Raw genomic sequence first — 7269 nt, 5'->3', positions numbered from 1 at the left:
AGGTCGTTCCGGAACTCATCGACGAGTTCCAGTAAGCGGCTTTTTTGGTCCAGATTTTTGCGGACGCGAACCCGTGAGCGTCCGGAAAAAGGTGGTCGCAGGTCGTTCCGGAACTCATCGACGAGTTCCAGTAGCGTCGGCGGGACACGCCGCGCTGACCGCGTGAGAACGCCCCGTTTCGGAACCTCTTTTGTCGCTCCATCCTGACCCACGGGTAATGGAGTATCTGGAGCGTCGGGTCTCGATGGTCGAAGACCGTCTGGCGGCGGTCATCGAGGCGGTCGAACCACCCGAACTGGCGGACGAACTCGGGCACGTCGCGCTCGCGGGTGGCAAACGCGTCCGCCCGGCCGTGACGATTCTGGCCTGCGAGGCCTGCGGCGGCGACGCCGAGACGGCCGTCGACTTCGCCGTCGCCATCGAGTTGGTCCACAACGCCTCGCTCGTCATCGACGACATCATCGACCGGTCCGACGTCCGTCGCGGGACGCCCAGCGCGTGGGCACAGTACGGTTACGGCCCCGCTATCATCGCCTCCGACGGCCTCCTCGGCGAAGCGTTCGCCCTCCTCTCGGCGAACGACCAGGCGATGCAAATCGTCGCCGAATCGATGGTCGAACTCGGCGAGGGCGAGGCGACCGAAATCGTCGCTCGCCCGTCGAACGAACAGGAGTACATGGAACTCGCCCGCCGGAAGACGGGAGCGCTGTTCCGCGCGGCGGCCGAACTCGGGGCCGTCGCCGCCGACGCCGACCCGTTCACCGTCGAAGCGTTCGGCGAGTACGCAGAACGCGTCGGCGTCGCCTTCCAGATACGCGACGACGTGTTGGACGCGACGGCCGACGCCGACGCCCTCGGAAAACCGACCGGACAGGACGAACAGATGGACCGCCCCTCGGTCGTGCAGGTGACCGAACTGACGCCGACGGAGGCGAACCAACGCGCACGAGACCAGTCCGACCAGGCGCTGGACGCACTCGACGCCGCGGAGTTGCGGGAAACGGACTCGCTCGGCTATCTGCGCGACCTCGCGGAGTTCGTCGTCGTCCGCGAACGCTGACGCTCCTCCTCAGTTCGTCGTGCAGTGGAAGTCGAGGGTGAGCCTATCGACCGGGTCGGGCGCGAACGACGCCGAGTCGCGGGAGCGGAGGGCGACGACCTGATACCGACCGTGTCGAGGCGGTTCGCCGAGGGCCGTCCGATAGACGCGAACCGCGCCGTCGTCCGCCGGTTCGCCCGCGTCTGCGAGCGGAATCGTCGTCTCTTTTCGCGTGTAGTCGTAGACCGTAACGAGGTCCGCCGCGCCGTCTTCGACCGCGGACGCGTCGACGCGAACCGCGAGAATCACCGTTTCGTCGGCGTCCGAAACCGTCGCGCCGCGGAGTACGTCCACGTCGGTGTCGTCGTTCGCGGTCACCGTCGAGGTACAGTTCGCGTCGGACCCGAGGGCGCTACATCCGGCGAGGCCGGCGGTTCCGACCGCTGCGAGCGTACCGAGGAGTCGGCGTCTGCTGGAGGGCATCTGGTCTCGAAGACGGCGCTCCGCGGCGATGAACGTTACTATCGGCAGACAGTTCCGCGGCGAACGCGCGAGCGTCGCTCACCCGCGCGTCGGTTCCGCGCCGGTGGGGAACCGAGACTCCGCGATGGCGAACGCCAGCGTACTGAACACGCCGAGTAGCGTGCCGACGGTGAGACCGACGGCCATGTCGGCGGGCGAGAACGGTCGGACGCCCGGGACGTCCGTGACGCCGTTGACGTTGATGAAAAAGCCCGAGACGGCGAAGAGGACGATGGCGATGGCGACGACGTAGAACGGCGCGTTGAGGTAGCGCCACTTGAACCGGTCCGCGAGGTACTCGTCGGTCACCTGTCCGAGACTGGAGGTGATTCCCGCGGCGGCGAACCACTGGACGGCGCCGTGGACGAGGACCGCGAGGATGAGCGGTGGCGCGAGGTCGGAGCCGGCGCTGTCTCGAATCGCCTCCAGGAGGGCGACGCCGCGGAACCCGCCGACGGTCATGAGAGCGAGGGCGGCGACGTAGGTGATGAGGGTGACCCGGCCCTCGTAGAGGACGTCGCGGCCGCGGTTCACCACGTCGTCGACCACCGTCTCCAGTCCCAGCCCACGGAACAGCGTGTAGAGGCCGAGGAGCGCGGAGATGAGGCCCAAGACGACGGCACCGGGCACCTCGAACAGACTCGCGATGGTGAGGAACGGATAGATGAGAAGCAAGATGCCGAGTGGGACGAGGATGGTCCCGCGCGTCTCTGGGTCCGCGAGCACCTGCTTCATCGTGTAGTAGATGGACTCTAGGTCCTGCGCCTGCCGGACGACGACGCGTTGGACGCTGTCGATGGGGACGCGAGAGCGGATGACGGGGAGGACGGACTCGTCCTGCGCGCCGTCGGTGATGACGATGGCGCTCACGTTCTCGCCCGTCGAGAGTCCCGCGAGGACGCGGTCTATCTCCTCGCCGATGGCGCGGTTGGCCTTCACGTCGCTCCCCTGCGTTCCGGTGACGGCGGCGACTTCGACCTGTTCGTCCACCTCGGCGTCGGCGGCGAGTTCGTCGTGCGTGTGGATGCCCTGAAACAGGACGTTCGAGTCGGAGTCCTCCGGGTCGGCCGTCGCGAGGGCGACGGCGGCCGCCTCGACGCTGTCCCGACCGACGACTGGCGTCTCGAAGCCAGTCTTTCGGCCGAGGTCGTCGTCGAGGTCGATACAGAGGACCAACAGCATCGTGCGTCCGTATGCCGTCGGGCTATATTTGTTTTCGGGGAAGCGCCGGCGAGCGAATCCGCCCCCGACGTCGGTGGCGTGCGGGTGCGTGACGAACCGTGAGCCGCGTTTCGCACCGTTTTTGCCCGTGGGACGTATATCGTGACTTCAACGAATGATTTCGAAGGGCTGTGAGCAGTGCGCCATGGGAGGGAAGATGGTGCTGTTCGTCTACGGCTACTGCGACCAGCGCGATTGCTTCTACTGCCCCCTCGGGGAGAACCGCAAGAACGTCACGGACGTCTACGCCAACGAACGGAAGGTCGAGTCCGACGACGACGTCGTCGCCGAGGCCAAGCGAATGGAAGCGCTCGGAACGTCGATTACGGGCGGCGAACCGCAGGAAGCGCTCGACAAGACGTGTCACTACCTCGAACTCCTCAAAGACGAGTTCGGCGAGGACCACCACACCCATCTGTACACGGGCATCACGGGTGGCAGAGAGAACATGCGCCGCCTCGCCGAGGCCGGACTGGACGAGATTCGCTTCCACCCGCCGTACGAACTCTGGGGCGAGATGCACGGCACCGAATGGGAGGAGATTCTCTACATCGCCCGCGAGGAGGGTCTCACCCCCGCGTTCGAGATTCCGGGCATCCGCGCCGAACAGGAGTTCCTCGACTTCTTGGACGAGGGCGCGGCGGAGTTCTGTAACGTCAACGAGTTCGAGATGTCGGACGGCAACTACCGCCGGATGCAGGAGGAGGGGTACGAACTCCAAGAGGGCCACATGTCCGCCGTCGACGGGTCGAAAGACGCCATCTTAGAGGAGATGGCCGACCACGAACGCGTCTACTTCTGTACCTCGGTGTTCAAAGACGCCGCCCAGCATCGCAACCGCCTGAAGCGGATGGCGAAGAACATCCGCCGCCCGTTCGACGAGGTGACCGACGACGGCACTCTCGTCTACGGGAAGACGTGGGTCACCGAAGCCGACTTGCAGGCACTCGGCGTCCCCGAGGAGTTCTACACGGTGAAGTCCGACCACGTCGAAGTCGCGTGGTGGCTGTTAGAGGAGATGATTCAGGACGGCGACGTGCCGAAAGGCGAAATCGTCGAGCAGTATCCGACGGTGAACGGAACCGTCGTCGAGCGGACGCCGTTGGCCTGAAGCGGACGCGCGTCGCAGACCGACCTACCTGTTTCTCGAGGCAGACCGACTTCGCGACAACACCACGTACAGACTCGGCGTGAACGCGACGGCCATCCCGACGAGCACCCAGTCGGTGAGCGCACCCCCGGAGAGGACGCCGACGGCGACGAGTCCGACGCCGAGGACGCCACCGATGGCCGCCGCGTACCGCTTCGTCCGCGCGTCCAGTCGGACCCCGCGAGCGGTGGCGTAGAGGCCCGTCGCGACGGCGACGATGACGGCGTCGGCGACGCCGAGTATCGTCCGGGCCGAGAACAGTCCGACGAGGAGCAACGACGCGGCGACGACCAGACCGGCGGCGAGCGTCTGCCGACCGGAGAGCGGGTTCACGCCCGCACCGAACTGAACGGCGTACGCCGTCGGTGGAAGCGCGAGGAGGAGGCCGACGAAGGCGGCGAGCGTGACTCCCGAGAGCGTGGGGTCGCCGAGGAGGACACCGACGACGCCGAGTGCGGCCCACACTACCCCGACGGCGAGCACCCAGCCCGGCGGAATCACGTCCGCCGGGTCGTCGTCGCGGAGGAGGCCGAAGGCGACGAACGGGTACGCTCCGACGGCCGCGAGGACGACGGTAGCGAGGAGACCCCACCCGAGGACGAGACCGAACACGACGGCGGAGAGACCGAGGAAGACGCCCGTGACGAGGGCGAACTCGGGGACGCGACGGGTCATATCGACACTCGGGGAGAAGCGCGTGAAAGCGTTGTGTCTGCGGACCGTCGCGTCGGTACGGCACCCGGAAGCGTTTAGACGGGCCATAGAGTAGCTTTCGTCATGTCAGACTGTCCGCTGGCGGACGACTGTCCACGGTACTCGGAGCGAATCAACGGGATGGGGTGCCAGTACTACGGTGACCGCGCGGGAGCGGAGTGGTGCAACAGCTACGAACAGCCCATCCGCGACCTGAAACAGCAACCGGTCAAGCCCGGCGAAGACGTCGTCGTCACCGTCGACGACATCCACGAGAGCGGTGCCGGCGTCGGCCGGACCGAAGACGGCTTCATCGTCCTCATCGACGGCATCCTCCCCGAGGCACGGGCCGTCGTTCGAATCGACCAGGTGAAGTCCAACCACGCGCGCTCGAAGAAGATAGTCGAGCGACTCCCCCTCGACCCCGACGAAGAGAACGAGGAGGGCGAGGGCGGCGTCGGCGGCGTCGGAGACACCGGCGACGACGGCAGCGACGACGACGACGGCGACGACAGAAAGGGTGGACCCAAGCGTCCGACTGCGCTCGGCAGTCGAGACAACTTCTGGGGTAGCTAGACCGCACCGCACCCACCGCGCCGCGCCACGGACAGTCACATCCTTCGCTTCGCTCTTCTCCCGCCGCACTTGCGCCCCATATCGCCGCTTCGGCCGCCGGTTCCGTCTTCCGCCAGCGGACGACCGCGACGGTACAGCTTTTTGCGACCGGCAATCGTACGCCCGTCCATGCACGACGCGGACCGCGGGCGACGCCCGCGAGGCGACGGGGGCGACGTCGACGTCGCGAGCATCCTCGCGGAGACGGGGTTCGACCCCGACGACAGCGTCCTGACGCGACGACAGGCCGAGGTGCTGGCACTCCGCGAACGCGGCGTTCGGCAGTCGACCATCGCCGACCTCCTCGGGACGTCGCGCGCGAACGTCTCCAGTATCGAGTCGAGCGCCCGCCGGAACGTCGAGAAAGCGCGGGAGACCATCGCGTTCGCGGAGGCGTTGACCGCGCCGGTCCAAGTCGCCGTGGAGGAGGGCGCGGACCTGTACGACGTGCCGAAACTCGTCTACGACGCCTGTGACGAGGCGGGCGTGAAGGTGAACTACACCGCGCCGGACCTCATGAAGATAATCGCCGACGCCGCCGGGGACGCCATCCACGGGCGCGAGGTGCGCGAGTCCGTCCTCGTCGGGGTGACGAGCACCGGCGACGTGCGCGTCCGCCGGTCCGCCGACGGATAGACGGCGAAGAGAGACGACCGGCGCGGACCTCAGAACTCGCCGCGCCGCTTCAACTCGTTCACGAGGGTCCGAACGTCCTGTGCGCGTTCTTTCGGGACGACGAGCACCCTGTCGTCCCACGTCACGACGGCGAGGTCCGAGACGCCCACGAGCGAGACGTGTTTGCCGTCGCCCGCGACGACGTTGTCCACGGCGTCGACCGTTCTGACGGTCACGTCGCCGACGTCGACGGTGCCGTCCTCGTCGCGGCCGACGACGCGTTCGAACGCGTCCCACGACCCCAGGTCGTCCCACTCGAACGCGGCGGGGACGACGACGGCCTCTCGGGTCCCCTCCATCACGCCGTAGTCGATGCTCACCTCGGGCACGTCCGCGAACGCCTCGGCGGCGTCGACGCCCGCGCCGAGGCGGGTCACGAGTTCCGAGAGCGGCGAGTCGCGGGCGGCGCGGAGGAGGGCGTCCGGCGTCCACGCGAAGATACCCGCGTTCCAGTAGTGCCCGGCGTCGACGTACTCCCGGGCCGTCTCGGCGTCCGGTTTCTCGTGGAACGCCGCGACGGGGGCGTAGTCGCCGCGCGACGCGCCGGGTTCGATGTAGCCGTACCCCGTGTCGGGACGGGTGGGTTCGACGCCGAACGTGACGAGCGAGTCCGTCTCGCTCGCGACGCGCGCGCCGCGGCGCATCACGTCGGCGAAGTCGCCGTCGACCCGGTGGTCGCTCGGGAGGACGACGACGACGCAGTCGCCCACGAGTTCGCGAATCCGGTGCGTCGCGTAGACGAGTGCCGGACCGGTGTCCTTCGCGGCGGGTTCGACCACCACCTCGGCGTCGGGGGCGTGGTCGGGAACCTCGTCGGCGAACGACGGTCGGGTGGAGACGACGACGTCGTCGGCGAACTCGCGGGCGCGTTCGACCGTTCGAGAGAGCAGCGAGTCGTCGCCGAGAAGCGAGAGGAACTGCTTCGGCCGGTCGGCGCGACTCGCGGGGTAGAGTCGAGAGCCGGTCCCCCCCGCGAGGACGAGGGCGACGACGGGTCGCTCGGGGTCGGCTACCACGTCTCGACGACCCCCGTTCGGACGTCCTCCGCACAGCCCTCGCAGTCGGGGTGACCGGCCTCGAAGCACGCCGGATAGCCGTCGGTGTCGACGCCGACGGCGCGGCGTTCGGCGTAGCGACGGCAGACGAGACGAACCCGTCCCTCGTCGTCCCGCGGGAGGCGCGGGTCCGCGCCGCGTTTCCCTTCGTTGTACGCGTCTCTCGCGCGGGCGTACTGCCGGCCGGCGGCGCGGAACTTCTCACGTACGAACCGTTCGAGGCGGTCGTCCATCGGTTACGGAGCGATGGGGACGCCGAGGCTATAGGTCCGTTGGTGGCCGAATTCGGGACCGTGGAA

Annotated in this window: 9 protein-coding genes; 4 read left to right on the top strand and 5 right to left on the bottom strand. The window is 67.8% G+C overall.

The annotated features are described in order from the left end of the window. The first annotated feature begins 217 nt into the window (after window positions 1–217). Complete coding sequence (locus BM282_RS02235; RefSeq protein WP_089876369.1) at window positions 218–1060, top strand: polyprenyl synthetase family protein; 843 nt, start codon at window positions 218–220, stop codon at window positions 1058–1060. 9 nt (window positions 1061–1069) lie between these two features. Here BM282_RS02235 and BM282_RS02230 read toward each other — a convergent pair whose 3' ends face one another. Beyond that, entirely contained in the window at window positions 1070–1522 is a 453-nt protein-coding gene (locus BM282_RS02230) for a hypothetical protein (protein ID WP_089876367.1), read from the bottom strand. Window positions 1523–1600: 78 nt separating this feature from the next. Then, a complete protein-coding gene (locus BM282_RS02225; protein ID WP_089876365.1) occupies window positions 1601–2743 on the bottom strand; it encodes a DUF373 family protein in 1143 nt (380 codons plus the stop codon). Between the two features lie 154 nt (window positions 2744–2897). On the opposite strand from BM282_RS02225, the gene BM282_RS02220 reads away from it, so the two are divergent. Further along, window positions 2898–3893, top strand: coding sequence for a radical SAM protein (locus BM282_RS02220; protein WP_089876363.1), 996 nt, complete (start codon window positions 2898–2900; stop codon window positions 3891–3893). A 24-nt stretch (window positions 3894–3917) separates the two neighbouring features. Here BM282_RS02220 and BM282_RS02215 read toward each other — a convergent pair whose 3' ends face one another. Then, on the bottom strand, window positions 3918–4607 hold the full coding sequence (locus BM282_RS02215; protein ID WP_089876361.1) for a hypothetical protein: 690 nt from the start codon (window positions 4605–4607) through the stop codon (window positions 3918–3920). A gap of 102 nt (window positions 4608–4709) precedes the next feature. On the opposite strand from BM282_RS02215, the gene BM282_RS02210 reads away from it, so the two are divergent. Together BM282_RS02210 and BM282_RS02205 are read left to right on the top strand one after the other, a co-directional pair. Further along, window positions 4710–5201, top strand: coding sequence for a TRAM domain-containing protein (locus BM282_RS02210; RefSeq protein ID WP_089876359.1), 492 nt, complete (start codon window positions 4710–4712; stop codon window positions 5199–5201). A 168-nt stretch (window positions 5202–5369) separates the two neighbouring features. Continuing rightward, a complete protein-coding gene (locus BM282_RS02205; protein ID WP_089876357.1) occupies window positions 5370–5876 on the top strand; it encodes a Tfx family DNA-binding protein in 507 nt (168 codons plus the stop codon). Between the two features lie 29 nt (window positions 5877–5905). On the opposite strand, the gene BM282_RS02200 is transcribed toward BM282_RS02205, so the two are convergent. Beyond that, window positions 5906–6931 carry a mannose-1-phosphate guanylyltransferase gene (locus BM282_RS02200; protein ID WP_089876355.1) on the bottom strand — a complete coding sequence of 342 codons (1026 nt, stop codon included), beginning with the start codon at window positions 6929–6931 and terminating at the stop codon, window positions 5906–5908. Continuing rightward, window positions 6925–7203, bottom strand: coding sequence for a DUF7091 family protein (locus tag BM282_RS02195; RefSeq protein ID WP_089876353.1), 279 nt, complete (start codon window positions 7201–7203; stop codon window positions 6925–6927). The genes BM282_RS02200 and BM282_RS02195 overlap by 7 nt, the downstream gene beginning before the upstream one ends. Between the last annotated feature and the right edge of the window lie 66 nt (window positions 7204–7269).

It is taken from the genome of Halogeometricum limi, from assembly GCF_900115785.1.
Taxonomy (GTDB): domain Archaea; phylum Halobacteriota; class Halobacteria; order Halobacteriales; family Haloferacaceae; genus Halogeometricum; species Halogeometricum limi.
This window is presented reverse-complemented; position numbering and strand designations above follow the sequence as displayed.

What these genes read in the sequence shown, in the direction of transcription:
- BM282_RS02230 (WP_089876367.1), bottom strand. Translation starts at nt 1,522, where the DNA reads ATGCCCTCCAGCAGACGCCGACTCCTCGGTACGCTCGCAGCGGTCGGA.
- BM282_RS02215 (WP_089876361.1), bottom strand. Translation starts at nt 4,607, where the DNA reads ATGACCCGTCGCGTCCCCGAGTTCGCCCTCGTCACGGGCGTCTTCCTC.
- BM282_RS02225 (WP_089876365.1), bottom strand. Translation starts at nt 2,743, where the DNA reads ATGCTGTTGGTCCTCTGTATCGACCTCGACGACGACCTCGGCCGAAAG.
- BM282_RS02210 (WP_089876359.1), top strand. Translation starts at nt 4,710, where the DNA reads ATGTCAGACTGTCCGCTGGCGGACGACTGTCCACGGTACTCGGAGCGA.
- BM282_RS02205 (WP_089876357.1), top strand. Translation starts at nt 5,370, where the DNA reads ATGCACGACGCGGACCGCGGGCGACGCCCGCGAGGCGACGGGGGCGAC.
- BM282_RS02195 (WP_089876353.1), bottom strand. Translation starts at nt 7,203, where the DNA reads ATGGACGACCGCCTCGAACGGTTCGTACGTGAGAAGTTCCGCGCCGCC.
- BM282_RS02235 (WP_089876369.1), top strand. Translation starts at nt 218, where the DNA reads ATGGAGTATCTGGAGCGTCGGGTCTCGATGGTCGAAGACCGTCTGGCG.
- BM282_RS02220 (WP_089876363.1), top strand. Translation starts at nt 2,898, where the DNA reads ATGATTTCGAAGGGCTGTGAGCAGTGCGCCATGGGAGGGAAGATGGTG.